This window comes from Galbibacter sp. L-19, assembly GCF_056857615.1.
On sequence record NZ_JBSXNL010000038.1, the window covers coordinates 1 to 14,478 of the forward strand.

The 14,478-nt window shown below is 32.6% G+C and carries 9 protein-coding genes and 2 tRNA genes; 7 read left to right on the top strand and 4 right to left on the bottom strand.

Going from position 1 to position 14,478, the window contains the following annotated elements; translation table 11 throughout:
* On the top strand, nt 1–118 hold a 118-nt coding region (locus AC13CQ_RS04060), incomplete at its 5' end, for a transposase (protein ID WP_482875575.1).
* Between the two features lie 94 nt (nt 119–212).
* Here AC13CQ_RS04060 and AC13CQ_RS04065 read toward each other — a convergent pair.
* The 3 genes from AC13CQ_RS04065 to mutS all read right to left on the bottom strand — a co-directional run bounded on the left by AC13CQ_RS04065 (nt 213) and on the right by mutS (nt 3,166).
* Nucleotides 213–298 (bottom strand) — tRNA-Leu (locus tag AC13CQ_RS04065).
* 84 nt (nt 299–382) lie between these two features.
* Nucleotides 383–455, bottom strand: a tRNA-Gly gene (locus AC13CQ_RS04070).
* Nucleotides 456–598: 143 nt separating this feature from the next.
* Nucleotides 599–3,166 (bottom strand): DNA mismatch repair protein MutS, encoded by a 2,568-nt coding sequence (gene mutS / locus AC13CQ_RS04075; protein ID WP_335587769.1) that lies wholly within the window; start codon nt 3,164–3,166, stop codon nt 599–601.
* 551 nt (nt 3,167–3,717) lie between these two features.
* Between mutS and AC13CQ_RS04080 the strand changes: the two genes are divergently transcribed.
* The gene (locus AC13CQ_RS04080) at nt 3,718–4,248 is read left to right on the top strand and encodes an RNA methyltransferase (protein WP_337901658.1); all 531 of its coding nucleotides are present in this window, start codon (nt 3,718–3,720) and stop codon (nt 4,246–4,248) included.
* A gap of 148 nt (nt 4,249–4,396) precedes the next feature.
* On the opposite strand, the gene folK is transcribed toward AC13CQ_RS04080, so the two are convergent.
* Nucleotides 4,397–5,521: a 2-amino-4-hydroxy-6-hydroxymethyldihydropteridine diphosphokinase gene (gene folK, locus AC13CQ_RS04085; RefSeq protein ID WP_008612081.1), complete on the bottom strand. Its 1,125-nt coding sequence runs from the start codon at nt 5,519–5,521 to the stop codon at nt 4,397–4,399.
* Between the two features lie 473 nt (nt 5,522–5,994).
* On the opposite strand from folK, the gene sppA reads away from it, so the two are divergent.
* The 5 genes from sppA to AC13CQ_RS04110 all read left to right on the top strand — a co-directional run bounded on the left by sppA (nt 5,995) and on the right by AC13CQ_RS04110 (nt 14,021).
* Nucleotides 5,995–7,758: a signal peptide peptidase SppA gene (gene sppA, locus AC13CQ_RS04090; protein WP_456868234.1), complete on the top strand. Its 1,764-nt coding sequence runs from the start codon at nt 5,995–5,997 to the stop codon at nt 7,756–7,758.
* Nucleotides 7,759–7,761: 3 nt separating this feature from the next.
* Complete coding sequence (locus AC13CQ_RS04095; RefSeq protein WP_337901655.1) at nt 7,762–8,472, top strand: queuosine precursor transporter; 711 nt, start codon at nt 7,762–7,764, stop codon at nt 8,470–8,472.
* A gap of 461 nt (nt 8,473–8,933) precedes the next feature.
* The gene (locus tag AC13CQ_RS04100) at nt 8,934–11,666 is read left to right on the top strand and encodes an AsmA family protein (RefSeq protein ID WP_456868235.1); all 2,733 of its coding nucleotides are present in this window, start codon (nt 8,934–8,936) and stop codon (nt 11,664–11,666) included.
* 151 nt (nt 11,667–11,817) lie between these two features.
* Entirely contained in the window at nt 11,818–12,900 is a 1,083-nt protein-coding gene (locus AC13CQ_RS04105; RefSeq protein ID WP_456868236.1) for a carbohydrate-binding family 9-like protein, read from the top strand.
* Between the two features lie 11 nt (nt 12,901–12,911).
* A complete protein-coding gene (locus AC13CQ_RS04110; RefSeq protein ID WP_456868237.1) occupies nt 12,912–14,021 on the top strand; it encodes a glycoside hydrolase family protein in 1,110 nt (369 codons plus the stop codon).
* Nucleotides 14,022–14,478: the final 457 nt, after the last annotated feature.

A 14,478-nucleotide genomic window follows, 5' to 3' on the forward strand; every position in this document is an offset into this window, starting at 1 on the left:
AAGTACTAATGCTTCAGCAGAATCTTTTAATGCTAAAATAAAAGCTTTTAGAGCCCAGTTTAGAGGTGTCAAAAATGTAGAATTCTTCCTTTTCAGATTAACCACAATTTTTGCATAAACACAACTTTTGGGAATGATCCAAAATAAGCGTACAATAAAAGTCTATAAAAATAAAAAACCCTTGAAAATCAAATGATTAACAAGGGTTTTTGTACTCGAGGCGGGACTTGAACCCGCACGGACATTACTGCCCACTGGATTTTAAGTCCAGCGTGTCTACCAATTCCACCACTCGAGCGAAATATTATTTAGAGCGAAAACAATTCTGAGTATTCTCAGAAAGCTTCTAACATTTTCAATTTGTCATTCGCTCATTTTATTGAGCGAAAAACGGGATTCGAACCCGCGACCTCAACCTTGGCAAGGTTGCGCTCTACCAACTGAGCTATTTTCGCATTAGTTTAAATAAATAAAAGAACACTTGGTCTTTGTAGCGCTCAGTATCTCTCTGATTGCGGATGCAAATTTAATATAATTCTATAAAAACCAAAGCTTTTTTTGAAAAAGAATTCAATTTATTTTTTAACTGCCACAGTATCTACTTCTTAACAAGCATTCTTTTTATCTCATTTAGCTTCATTAATGCTTCTACAGGGGTTAATGTGTCTATATCGGTATGCAGAATTTCTTCTTTTATGTTTTGTAAAAGTGGATCGTCTAAATTAAAAAAGCTCAATTGCATTTCATTTTGAGATGCTTTTAGGTTATCGGTAAGCTCTTCACTGCTATGAGATTTTTCTAATTTCTTTAAGATTTTATTAGCTCTATGAATTACCTGTTGTGGCATTCCAGCCATTTTTGCTACATGGATTCCAAAGCTGTGCTCGCTCCCTCCTGGGATTAATTTCCGAAGAAAAAGAACATTGTCTTTTAATTCTTTTACAGAGACATTGTAGTTTTTTATTCTAGAAAAGGTTTCGGTCATTTCATTGAGCTCATGGTAATGTGTAGCAAAAAGTGTTTTTGCTTTCCCTGGGTGCTCATGGATATATTCGGCAATTGCCCAAGCAATCGAAATCCCATCATAAGTACTGGTTCCTCTTCCTATTTCATCTAAAAGAATTAAACTGCGCTCAGAAAGGTTGTTTAGAATAGATGCGGTTTCATTCATTTCTACCATAAAAGTAGATTCGCCTAAAGAAATATTATCACTAGCGCCAACGCGTGTAAATATTTTGTCTACAATTCCAATTCTAGCTTTCTCGGCAGGGACAAAACTTCCCATTTGTGCTAATAAAACAATAAGTGCTGTTTGACGTAAAATAGCCGATTTACCACTCATATTTGGTCCCGTAATCATAATTATTTGCTGCTCGTCCCTGTTAAGGATTACATTATTGGTAATATATGCTTCTCCTAGTGGGAGTTGCTTTTCTATTACAGGGTGTCTTCCTTCTTCTATTTCTAAATCATAAGAATCGTCCATTTCTGGAAGCACATAATTATTCTCCTTTGCCAATTGTACAAATCCACATAAACAATCTAATTGCGCTATTAAAATTGCGTTTGTTTGTACAGATTGTATGTAAGAATGCATCCAAGTAACCAATTGAGTGAATATTTGCTGTTCTAAGATTGCAATTTTCTCCTCAGCTCCTAAAATTTTAGCCTCATATTCTTTAAGTTCCTCCGTTATATAGCGTTCGGCATTTACCAAGGTTTGCTTCCGTATCCACTCTTCTGGAACTTTGTCTTTGTGGGTGTTTCTTACTTCTATATAATATCCAAAAACATTATTGCTTGCAATTTTTAACGACGAAATTCCTGTGCGTTTCATCTCACGCTCCAACATGCTGTCTAAGTAATCTTTTCCTGAAAATGCTAGTTTACGGAGTTCGTCTAACTCTTCAGAAAAACCAGTGGCAATAGCATTCCCTTTATTAATATTTACTGGCGCTTCTTCGTGTAGGGTTTGTTCAATGCGCTCTCGTAAAACATCACAAGCGTTTAGTCGGTCGCCAATAACTTTCAAGGCATCGTTATTGCTTTTTGCAGCTTCTTTTTTTATTGGAACAATGGCGTTTAAGGAATTCTTCAAAAGCACAACCTCACGCGGATTAATTTTTCCTGTAGCTACTTTAGAAATCAATCGCTCTAAATCGCTTATCTGCTTTATTTGGGTTTTAAAACCATTAATAATTTCATCGTTTTCAGAAAGGTATTGTACAATTTGATGGCGTTGTCTTATTTTGTCAATACTCTTTAAGGGTAAGGCAAGCCATCTTTTTAATAGGCGTCCTCCCATTGGAGAAATTGTTTTGTCAATTACATCAAGTAAGGTCACCGAATTTGCAGTTGGTGCTTGGTACAATTCTAAATTTCTAATGGTAAACCTATCCATCCACACATACTCTTCTTCTGCAATTCTGCTAATAGTAGTAATATGCTGTAATTTGTTATGTTGAGTTTCCGACAAATAATGTAAAGCAACTCCAGCAGCAATACTCCCATGCTGTAGATGATCTATTCCGAAGCCTTTTAAAGATTTGGTTTGAAAATGATTGTTAAGCGTTTCTTGGGTATAATCTTCTTGGAAAATCCAATCTTCCATAAAAAAAGTATGGAATTCTTTTCCAAAACTCGACAAGAATTCAGTTTTATGCTTTTTAGAAATTAAAACCTCACTCGGACTAAAGTTCTGGAGTAATTTGGCAATGTACTCTTCATCTCCTTCCGCAGTTAAGAATTCTCCAGTAGAAACATCTAGAAAAGCAATTCCCAACATTTTTTTTCCGAAGTAAATAGCGCTTAAAAAGTTGTTAGATTTTGCATTAAGAATATCATCATTCAAAGCAACTCCAGGTGTTACCAATTCCGTAACCCCTCTCTTAACAATGGTTTTGGTTTGTTTTGGGTCTTCTAGCTGGTCGCAAATTGCTACTCGTTTCCCAGCTTTCACCAATTTTGGTAAATAGGTGTTTAAAGAATGGTGTGGAAAGCCCGCCAACTCTGTTCTATCACCGCCGTTGTTTCGGTGGGTAAGTACAATGCCTAAAATTTTGGCAGTAACAACAGCATCTTCGCCAAAAGTTTCATAAAAATCGCCCACCCTAAAAAGCAATAATGCATCTGGGTATTTCGCTTTAATAGTATTGTACTGGCCCATTAAGGGGGTCGTTTTTTTCTTCTTTGCTGTTGCCAAATCTCAAAAATTAGGTTCTTTAGCGAAAGTATTATATTTTACCTTTTTATACCATTTTTAGCGCTATTGATTATGAACAACTTTTGTTAATCTCTCATCAAGGGTTTAATTTCCTAGCGCTTGTTCTGAGTTTACCGAAGTGTTTTACCTCTAAATGGATTAGATTATTTTTTATTAATGTCCTAGTAAAATACAAGACCGCTTCGCTATAAAAAGGAAGAACAAAGACTAAATATTAACTACCACAAAATAAGTAGCTTAAAGAGATAACATTTCAAAAATCCTCTTTTTATTCATTTTTATTAATAGCAAGGGGGCTATTTTTAAAACTCCAATCAACTACCTCTTTGGTTTGCCTTAAGGGAGTTTACTTTCTTTTTGGAGCATTTTTAACCGTCTCCCATTAAAATCTGTTTCCTGCTTTTGCCACTACACGGTAGTTGGCTCAATCAGGGCTAGCTGCTTTCGTTTTTTTGTACAGCGAGAATCCCTACTTTTGCGGAAAATAATTTAGCATGCGAAAATTAAAAAATAACGAGCTCGACCGATTAAATGTAGAAGAATTTAAAGAGTCTAAAAAAACACCTTTAATTATAGTTCTAGATAATATCCGTAGTTTAAATAATATAGGGTCTGTTTTTAGAACCGCCGATGCTTTTTTGATTGAAAAAATATATCTCTGTGGCATTACAGCTACTCCGCCGCATAAAGATATTCATAAAACAGCCTTAGGAGCTACAGAGAGTGTTGCTTGGGAGTATGTTGAAGATACTGTTGCACTAGTCGAAAGACTAAAAGATGATGGGGTAATTACTGTGGCTATTGAGCAAGCAGAAAATGCTACAATGTTGAACGATTTTAAGGTTTCTTCAGATAAAAAGTATGCTTTAATTTTTGGGAATGAAGTAAAGGGAGTAATGCAAAAAGTGGTTTCTTCGGTAGCTAATGTTGTAGAAATTCCGCAATTCGGAACCAAACATTCTTTAAACATTTCGGTAAGTGCAGGAGTAGTGGTATGGGATTTGTTTGCTAAGCTTAGTAGATAAAAAAAGGATCCGAAATAAGTCGAATCCTGGTAAATATATTAAGTAAAGTTAGCTAGTTTCTTTTTGAAAATCTGATACGAATTAAGCGAACCTTGACGAGAAATCCAAAAAAAAGAGTAATAAACTTTCTTGAAATTAACAGATAACCCTAAAATTCATGTATTTTATCGATGATGAATTGGTAGTCGTTTTTATTTTGTAAAAAATCTAATTCTGAAATGTCAATAATTAATGGGTTTACTCCTGGGTGTGTTTTAATAAAATCTAAATATCCATTATTTATTTCTTCTAGATAATTAGGAGGAATACTTTGTTCATAGCTACGTCCTCGTTTTTTGATATTTTGTAAAAGCCTTTCCGTATTTTGATGTAAGTAAATGTATACATCTGGTTTTACAACTTCTTTATACATAAAATTAAAAACCTTACGATAAAGCATAAATTCATCTTCCTGTAGCGTTACCTTAGCAAAAATAAGCGATTTAAAGATGTCGTAATCGCTAACCATAAAGCTTTTAAATAAGTCAGGGTGAGAAGTGTCGTCTGTAAATTGTTGGTATCTATCGGCTAAAAAAGACATTTCTAAAGGAAAAGCATACCTATTTCTGTCTTCGTAAAACTTAGGTAAAAACGGATTGTCAGCAAAGCGTTCTAAAATAAGTTTACCATTAAAATCTTCTGCAATTTTATTGGCAAGGGTAGTTTTTCCTGCTCCGATATTCCCCTCAATAGCAATAAAATTGAATTTTGAAAAATCTTTTTTAGAGAGTGTAATCTCCAAATTTGTTTTATCTAGTTCACTATCATCTTCACAAATATCGAGCAATTCAATAATGCTTTTTTCTAAAATAGGATGAATTTTTCCTGGAGCAATATCGGCAAGGGGTTGCAAAACAAACTTCCGTAAATGTAAATGTGGATGTGGAACAATGAGGTCGGGTTCATCAATAATAGCGTCTTCATAAAATAAAATATCTAAATCGATGGTGCGAGCTGAATATCCTTCCGTTTGTGTACGAATTCTCCCCATTGTCTTTTCTATCTGAAGTAAACAATCTAAAAGTTCTTGAGGTTGAAGTTCCGTATCAATTCCAATACAGATATTATAGAAATCCTCACTTTCAAACCCCCATGCTGGAGTTTGATAAATGGGAGAACAGGAAATTACGTTTCCAGCTTTTTCTTTAAGAAGCTGAATAGTCTGATTGAGATTTTTAAATTTATCTCCTAAGTTACTTCCTGCGGAGAGGTATGTGCGTTTGTAGTGAATCATATGAAGGCACAAAATTAACGAAAACAAACAGGACGAAACAGATAAAAAAAGATTTAATTCATTTCAACATTTCAATCCTCTGGTGTTTTTTTAATCCCTCATTGAGGGTTTTATTCCCCAGAGCCTGTTCTGAGTATATCGAAGTGTTCTAGGTCGAAATGTATTAAATTATTTTTCTTTGAATACCTCGTAGACTTGCCTCGAGGTAGTTGATTTACCTCTAAAATATATAAAGAATTTTGGCTGTTAGCTTCTATAAAAGTCTAGAGGGAAGGAAGAAAAGGATTTATTTGTGAATTCGGGACAAGAAGTTTTAGTCTTTTGCAGGCCTCTAAATCTTTAAGTAATGAGTGGTTTAGTATATTAAAGTAAGCCAAAATATTTTTTCTTTTGTAGGGAGATTTCATACAGATAAACTATATTGCTTCGGTATTAAAATCTTGAATAAACAACAACATTAATTTAATTTATAAATGAAATTTTTAAGGAATCTCTTAGCGGCAATATTAGGAACGCTTATCGCTTTAGGAATTATTATTATGTTTTTTGTAGTTATTGCTGCGGTTGCAGGGAGCGGAGAAGAGCAAATAACGGTAAAAAATAATTCTGTTTTAGAAATAGCTTTTAATGAGCCATTGAAAGATTATGGTGGTAAATATGAGTTTACCGATATAGATTATAAATTTGAAGAATACAATGGGTTAAATAATGTTTTATTAGCCATAAATAAAGCCGCATCTGACGATAAAATTAAGGGAATTAGTATTCATAATTCTTTTATAACTACAGGAGCTGCAAATACAAGAACCATTAGAGAGGCTATTAAAAAGTTTAAGGAATCTGGGAAATTTGTATATGCTTATGGAGATATTTACCTTCAAAAGGATTATTATTTAGCTTCCGTAGCAGATTCTGTGTTTTTAAATCCAACTGGAAACCTTGATTTCAGAGGACTTTCTTCTGAAGTTTTGTACTTGAAAGATTTGCAAGAAAATTCAGGAATAAAAATGGAAGTAATTCGCCATGGAAAATATAAAAGTGCTGTAGAACCTTATTTAAACAATGAAATGAGCGAAGCTAATAGAGAGCAAATTTCAGAACTTTTAGAATCGGTTTGGGGGACATATTTAAATGATATTTCTAATAGTAGAAATATAGAAGCGTCACAATTAGATGTTTTTGCGGATGAGTTAGCAACAAGAACTCCAGAGCTTGCATTGCAGAATAAGTTTGTTGATGGGTTGCGTTATATAGATCAGTATAATGGATTGTTGAGAAATGAGATGAACCTCCAAAACAAGGATGAAATTAACAAGATTAATATTCTAGATTATGCAGAATATGCTTCTAAAAAAGTAAGAACTGCTGGAAAGGATAAAATAGCAGTAATTTATGCACAAGGAGAAATTGGATATGGGAAAGGAAACGATAATTATATTGGACAAGAAACCATATTTAAATCTTTAAAAGCAGCAAGAGAAGACGATAAGGTAAAAGCTATTGTAATGCGTATTAATTCTCCCGGAGGGATGGCTTTAACTTCTGATATTATTTGGAGAGAAATTCAAGTTACCAAAAAAGTAAAACCTGTAATTGTTTCTATGGGGAATTTAGCGGCTTCTGGAGGTTATTATATGGCAGTAGCTGGAGATAAAATTTTTGCTGAACCTTCTACAATTACTGGTTCTATTGGAGTTTTTGCTACCATTCCAAATGTTAGTAAACTTGCCGATAAATGGGGGATTAATGCGGAACAGGTTAATACCAATAAAAACTCAACTACGTATAGTTTATTCGAATCTGATAACGAAAGTTTTAAAAACTATGCAAAAGAAGGAATAGAAGATTTTTATCAAACTTTTTTAAAGCGTGTAGCAGAAGGTAGAAAGATGGAAGTTGCAGCGGTAGACAGTGTTGCGCAAGGAAGAGTTTGGACTGGAATCCAAGCTAAAGAACGTGGACTAGTAGACGAAATTGGTGGCTTGGAAGATGCAATTTCTTATGCTGCAGAATCAAATAATGTGAGCGAATATTCGGTTAAAAACTTCCCAGTTTACGAAACAAGTATTGAGGAGTTATTACAAGGGTTTTCTGGTCTTGGCTTTGTAAAGAGCAAAGAGGAATTATTGAAAGAGGAGTTAGGAGAAGAAATATATAATATCATTCAGCAAATGAAAACGATGACAAATCAAAAAGGATTGCAAGCTAGAATGCCGTTTGAAATGAATATAAAATAATTGATGACTCAAAAAGATAAGAAGTTAGCATTTAAAATATACCTTTATTTAGGAGCGTTGTTTATAACCTCGCTGGTAGTGTCGAATCTTATTTTTCAAAAGTTCTTTTATTGGTATCCTTTTGGAGAAACTAAAATTTTTGGTGCTTCCTTGTTTGAAATTTCTGTCGGTATTTTACCTTATCCGATTACGTTTTTAATTACCGATTTAATTTCCGAAATCTACGGACAGAAAAAAGCAAACCAGGTGGTGACAGCGGGAATATTTGCTTCAATTTTTTCAATGGGAATTATTTTAATTGCAGAAAAAGTTCCTGCTTTAAAAACATCGCCAATTCAAGATGATACTTTTACACATGTTTTTGCGCTTTCTCCAATAGCAGTGTTAGCGTCTATGATTGCGTATTTGTTTGCACAATATATAGATATTACTATTTATCATTTCTGGAAAAAAATGACGAAAGGGAAATACCTTTGGTTGCGAAATAACTTCTCAACTTTTACCTCTCAATTTATAGATACCTTTACTGTTGTTTTTTTATTGTGCGTTTTTAAGGTTTTACCTTGGGAATTATTTTATGGCTTAGTAGTAAGCGGATTTTTATTTAAAGTACTAATAGCTATAATAGATACACCTTTTCTGTATTTATTTGTAGCTCTTTTCAGAAAAAGATTTCATTTAAAAGTAGGAGAGGAAATTGATTTAGAAATATAGGTTTTTAAATAAAATAATATTGTTGTCTGATAAAAGTTAACGGAATTTATTGAACTCCACTTATATCAAGGTTCAAATGGGTTTTTCAAAATAGACCCTTTGTTATTAATAAAAATGAATAAAAAGAGGATTTTTGAAATGTTATTTCTTTAAGCTACTTATTTTGTGGTAGTTAAGATTTAGTCTTTGTTCTTTTTTCTTATAGCGAAGCGGTCTTGTATTTTTACTCGGACATTAATGATAAAATAATATTGCGAATTAAACCCTCTATGAGTTTAGGTAATCCTTATCTAGCTTGCATCCGTATATATTTTTAAAAGATTAAACTTTTATTAAAGTGTAACCATTTATAAAAAATTTACTCCATTTTTGTAATGAACTCATCTTGACTTTTATGTTTAAGCAAAAAATAGTCAAGATGAGTTCAATAAAACAAAATCAAGAAAAAGATAATTGTACATATGAAAAAAATACTTAAAATTATAGGAATAGTAATAGCGCTGTTGGTAGTTTTTTTAATAGCTGCTCCTTTTTTGTTTGAAGGGAAGATTATTGAAATGGTTAAAAACACAGTGAATAAAAACATCAATGCAAAATTTGATTTTGCAGATGCCGACGTTAGTTTAATTCGCAATTTCCCGAATGCTTCTGTTACGGTTGAAGATATGAGTTTAATAAATAATGCTCCCTTTGAAGGCGATACTTTGGTCTTTGCAAAAAAAGCCAACATTAGTGTGCCGTTTATGCAAATATTTAATAAAGAAGGCGAGCCTTACTCTATAAATTCTTTTACTATAGATGGAGCTGTTGTAAATGTTTTGGTTGATAAAGATGGGAATGCAAATTATGATATTGCAAAAGAAACCGCTGCGTCTACTTCTTCTAATACAGCAACTAAATCAGACTCTACTCCAGATGAATCTGCTCCAGAAGCTTCAAATAATAATGTTTCTTTTTCGGTTCAGAAGTATGAAATTACCAATTCTCGAATTAAGTATTTTGATGAAAAAGGAAAGATGTATTTTGAATTAGATAGTTTGAACCATTCTGGAAATGGAGACCTTTCAGCTGTAAAATCTGAATTGGATACCGAAACAAGTGCACTAATATCTTTTGATATGGATAGTGTAAATTATTTCAATAGAAATGCTATTAACTTAGATGCTAAATTGGGAATTGATTTAGCCGAAAATAAATATACTTTTTTAGAAAATAAAGCAATAATTAATCAATTAGAGCTAGTTTTTGATGGTTTTGTTAAGTTAAATGATGATAATCAAGAGGTAGATATTTCTTTTAAAACACCTTCTTCAGACTTTAAAAATTTCTTGGCTGTAATTCCAAAAGAATATTCAAAAGATATTGCTAATGTACAAACCACGGGAGATTTTGTAGTTGAAGGAAAATTAAATGGAGTGGTAGACGAAACACATATTCCTGCTTTTAATATAGCAATTACTTCCAATAATGCATCGTTTAAATATCCTGATTTATCACAAGCGGTTACCAATATTACTATTGATACCAAAATAGCAAATGAAACAGGATTACTTGAAAATACGTATGTAGACATTAATAAGCTTACTTTTAAAATTGCGCAAGATGTGTTTAGTGCCAATGCCAATATTAAAAATATTATGGGGAATCCATTAGTGAATGCAAACTTAAAAGGACGTATTAATCTTGCGAATCTTTCTAATGCATATCCTATGCCTGAAGATTTAAACTTAAGCGGGATTTTAGATGCAAATCTAAGTACAGCTTTTGATATGCAGTCTATTGAAAACGAACGATATGAAAACACCAAAAATAGTGGGTCTTTAGGACTCAAAGATTTTGAATTTACATCTGAAGAGATGAAAAATCCAGTCCAAATTTCTAATGCTGCAATTACTTTTAATACGCAAAATGTTTCTTTAAATGCTTTTGAAGCCAAAACTGGAAAGACTGATTTATCTGCAAAAGGTTCTATTGAGAATCTATTAGGCTATATGTTTAATAAGGAAACATTGAAAGGGAATTTTACACTAAATTCCAATACGTTTGCAGTTAACGATTTTATGATGGAAAGTACAGAAGCTACTCCCTCTGAAAAACCAAAAAGTGAACAAGGTTCTTCTGATAAAAAACAAACAGAACAACCAAAAAATACAGCTACGACGGGGAAAGAAGAAATAAAAATACCATCGTTTCTAGATGCAACAATTGCTGCGAAAGCAAATACAGTAATTTATGACAATCTTACGCTTAAAGAGGTGTCGGGGACATTAATTGTTCGGGATGAAACGGTGACTTTAAAAGACTTAAATTCTAGTTTATTTGGCGGGAAAATAGCTGTTAATGGCTCTGTTTCAACCAAAAATGAAACGCCTACTTTTAATATGGATTTAGGAATGAAAAGTTTTAATATAGCGGAGTCTTTCCAAGGATTAGAAATGTTACAAGCTATTACTCCAATTGCAAATGCTTTGCAGGGGGTGTTAAATTCTAACTTCTCTATAAAAGGAAATTTAAATAACGATTTTACTCCAAATTTGAATTCGGTTTCTGGAAATGCCTTAGCTGAAGCTATTGTAAGTGGTTTCGATCCAGAAAAAGGAAAGATGTTGAGCGCTTTAGGGAATCGTTTAGAATTCTTAAACTTTGAAGAAGGAGAGACAAAAGATATTAAAACAACCCTTACTTTTGAAGATGGAAAGGTGAATGTAAAACCTTTCAATTTAAAATATAAAGATATTGATATCCAAGTAGCCGGGAGTCATGGATTTGATAAATCTATAAATTATGATGCCACTTTTGAAGTCCCTGCAAAATATTTAGGGAAAGATGTAAATAATTTGATTGCAAAATTAAATGATGCAGATGCTCAAAATATTACGGTTCCAGTAAAAGCAACAATTGGAGGTACATATAACAGTCCAACTGTAAACACCAATTTAAGTGCAACAGCTACTGAGCTTACTAAGAAGTTAGTGGATATGCAAAAGGACAAGTTGCTAAACCAAGGAAGTGATAAAGTTAAAGATGCAATTAACGACTTTCTAGGGGGAAGTAAACCAGCGGATACAACAGCTGTAGGAAAGGAAGCTGCTCAAAAGCAGGATTCTGTTAAGAAAGATAAAATTAAAAATGCCGCCGACGATTTAATAAAAGGATTGTTTGGTAAAAAGAAGGACACCACAAAAACAAATTAGAGATACTGAAAGTCGACGATTTTACGGTGTATGGCAATAAAAAAATGTTGTTGGTCTAATTGATTTTATAATATAAATATAAAATTGAAATTTAGGATAGTAATAAAAGGACACTAAGGTGTCCTTTTTAGTTTTCATTAATATACAGAATATGTATTTTTCTTTTAAAAAGAGTCTTGTCGGATTTTTAGTTTTTTTACTGTTAAGTGGCGTGTCTGCTCAACAGAAAATGGTTGTGCCGAAATCTTATATCGCTCATAAAACTTCAGAAAGTATAAGCATTGATGGAAAAGGAGAGGAAGCTTCTTGGGGAAGTGCAAAATGGACCTCAGACTTTATAGATATTGAAGGGGCAAAAAAACCACGTTATCAAACGCGTGTTAAAATGCTTTGGGATGAAAAATATTTATATTTCTATGCTGAATTAGAAGAGCCACATGTTTGGGCAACATTAAAACAGCGCGATACCATTATATTTTATAATAATGATTTCGAAATTTTTATAGACCCCGATGGCGATACATACAATTATATGGAATTTGAGATGAATGCCTTAAATACTTTATGGGATTTATATCTAACAAAACCTTATAGAGAAGGAGGGAAAGTAATAGATAACTGGGATATAAAGGGTATTAAAACTGCGGTTCATATTAATGGAACCATAAATAATGCTTCAGATATTGATAAAGGCTGGAGTATTGAAATTGCAATGCCTTGGACTTCTTTAATAGAAGCTGGGGATAATAAAATTCCAGTAGACAATTATTGGAGAATAAACTTCTCAAGAGTTAATTGGGATTATCAACTAAATCAAGACATATATCAACGAAAACAAGGAGCTAACGGAAAATATCTTCCAGAATATAATTGGGTTTGGTCTCCGCAATGGGTTGTAAATATGCATGAGCCAGAGTGGTGGGGATATGTATATTTTTCTTCAGAAGAAAGAGAAAATTCTAAAGATGAATTTATAGTTCCTTCAGATGAAAAAATAAAGTTAGAACTCTACAATTTATATAGAAAGCAAAAAGAATATCAACGTAAAAACGGGGCTTGGATAGAATCTTCTCAAAAATTAATTACAAACCCTATTGTTATTGAAGGGAAAGAAATTGAAGTGATGCTAGAAGCTCATAGTCAAGGATGGAATCTTATCGTTGATAGTCCGTTTACAGATAAACAATTAATTCTCAGTGAAGACGGCGCATTTAAAACCAAAACTAATAACTAAACCACTATACTATGAAATTATTAAAATTAGCTATCCTTACAATGCTCTTTGTGTTTGTTTCTTGTAGCGAAAAGAAAGAGGTTAAAAGAGATAAGGAGATTAAACAAGTTGAGACTTCTAAAGAAGAAAAGGATTTTAAATATTGGACATGGACAACTGCAAATGCTCAGCGTGCAGACACCTCCTACCAGAGAGAGTTTGCTAAGTATAAATCTAACGGAATTGATGCGGTTTTAATTAATACAAATACAGATCCGAAGCTTTTAGAACGTTTAACACCAATAGCAACCAAAGAAGGCTTAGAGGTACATGCATGGATTATGGCGATGAATCGTCCTGGAGATTCTGTAGCATTACAACATCCAGATTGGTATGCTGTAAGTAGAGAAGGGAAATCGTGTTTTGATACCCGCCCTTATGTAGATTACTATCAATGGATGTGTCCAACCCGAAAAGAATCTCGTGGCCATGTACTAGATTTAGTTGAAGGTTTGGCAAAAGTAGAGGGGGTTGCAAGTGTGCATTTGGATTACATACGGTATTCTGATATTTTTCTACCAATAGGATTATTACCAAAATATAATTTAAAACAAGAAGTTGAATTACCAGAATTTGATTTTTGTTATTGTGATGTTTGTGTTGCTGAATTTGAGAAAATTCATCACAAAAACCCAAGAGATTTTGAAAATCCAGCTATTGATATGGAATGGAAGCAGTTTCGATTAAACAAAGTTAAAGCTGTGGTAGACGATGCCTATAAAATTGCTCATAAATACAACAAAAAGCTTACTGCAGCAGTATTTCCCTATCCTGAAATGGCAGATCATATGGTTCGTCAGCGTTGGGATAAATGGGATATTGATATGGTATTACCTATGATTTATAATAATTTCTATAATGAAGAAATAGATTGGATAGGATTTGCAACTGGGCAGGGAGTTAAAGACCTTGAAGGAATGAATACAGAGCTACACACAGGAGTTTTTGTTCCTACGATGTCTGCAGAAGATGTTTCCACAGCTATTAAATTAGCAAAAGATAATGGTGCAAAGGGAATTTCTTTCTTTGATGGGAATGCCCTAACAGAAGCACAATTTAAAGCAATTAAGGCTTCAAAATAGATTAATAAGTTTTACACATAAAATAGTAATAGTAAAAGACTCTTGAATTTTTCAAGGGTCTTTTTATTTTTCAATAATAGTAAATCCTCAAAATATACCCTTTCTTATTTTATCAATTTCATTCATAATAAAGTTTTTTGAGAATTGGTTAATTTTTTATTTTTTCAATATTTTTTTATGTTAATTTTTTATTAAATCTAATACATTTGATAGGGACTAGTTGTTGAACTAAAGCTCAATTATTTGATAAGCAATTAATTATAAAAGTGTTTATTACTTATATAAACATATGAGTATAAACTGAAAGTCTCGTTTTTAATGTTGTTTGTTGCTTATTGAATGTTGTTTGTCGAAATATTTTCATCTTAATTAAGCTTTTTTTAACATTTAGTAAACTTATTGTTAATTCACTTGTGTTTTAACAATTTTTCAATCAACAAACTTAAAAATATAATTT

Coding starts and splice junctions, on each gene's coding strand:
- AC13CQ_RS04095 (WP_337901655.1), top strand. CDS start 7,762: ATGACTCAAAAAGATAAGAAGTTAGCATTTAAAATATACCTTTATTTA.
- AC13CQ_RS04080 (WP_337901658.1), top strand. CDS start 3,718: ATGCGAAAATTAAAAAATAACGAGCTCGACCGATTAAATGTAGAAGAA.
- AC13CQ_RS04105 (WP_456868236.1), top strand. CDS start 11,818: ATGTATTTTTCTTTTAAAAAGAGTCTTGTCGGATTTTTAGTTTTTTTA.
- AC13CQ_RS04110 (WP_456868237.1), top strand. CDS start 12,912: ATGAAATTATTAAAATTAGCTATCCTTACAATGCTCTTTGTGTTTGTT.
- sppA (WP_456868234.1), top strand. CDS start 5,995: ATGAAATTTTTAAGGAATCTCTTAGCGGCAATATTAGGAACGCTTATC.
- folK (WP_008612081.1), bottom strand. CDS start 5,521: ATGATTCACTACAAACGCACATACCTCTCCGCAGGAAGTAACTTAGGA.
- AC13CQ_RS04100 (WP_456868235.1), top strand. CDS start 8,934: ATGAAAAAAATACTTAAAATTATAGGAATAGTAATAGCGCTGTTGGTA.
- mutS (WP_335587769.1), bottom strand. CDS start 3,166: ATGGGCCAGTACAATACTATTAAAGCGAAATACCCAGATGCATTATTG.